This is a genomic window from Burkholderia sp. SIMBA_062 (assembly GCF_046534765.1).
Classification (GTDB): domain Bacteria; phylum Pseudomonadota; class Gammaproteobacteria; order Burkholderiales; family Burkholderiaceae; genus Burkholderia; species Burkholderia ambifaria.
Map to the genome: position 1 here is coordinate 1 of NZ_JAWRYD010000396.1, position 258 is coordinate 258.

Annotated in this window: 1 protein-coding gene; it reads right to left on the minus strand. The window is 67.4% G+C overall.

The window, feature by feature from the left end; genetic code table 11:
- The coding region (locus tag SB786_RS36820) for a hypothetical protein (RefSeq protein ID WP_410731662.1) at positions 1 to 258 on the minus strand (258 nt) is incomplete at both ends.

A 258-nucleotide genomic window follows, 5' to 3' on the forward strand; every position in this document is an offset into this window, starting at 1 on the left:
GTTCATCCCGGCCTCGGGCGGCGAGTCGGCCTTGAAGTCCGGCACATCGGTACCGGTCCAGGCCTTGCCGTTCCACCATACCAAGCGCTTCTTCTCCGGGTCCCACGGCTTGCCTTGCGGGTCGCTGGAGGCACGGTTGTAGAGGATGCGGCGGTTGGCCGGCCAGGCCCAGGCCCAGTTCTGCACCTGATGCATGCCGTAGGGGTCGCTGTTGTCACGACGGGCCATCTGGTTGCCCTGCTCGGTCCAGCTGCCGGC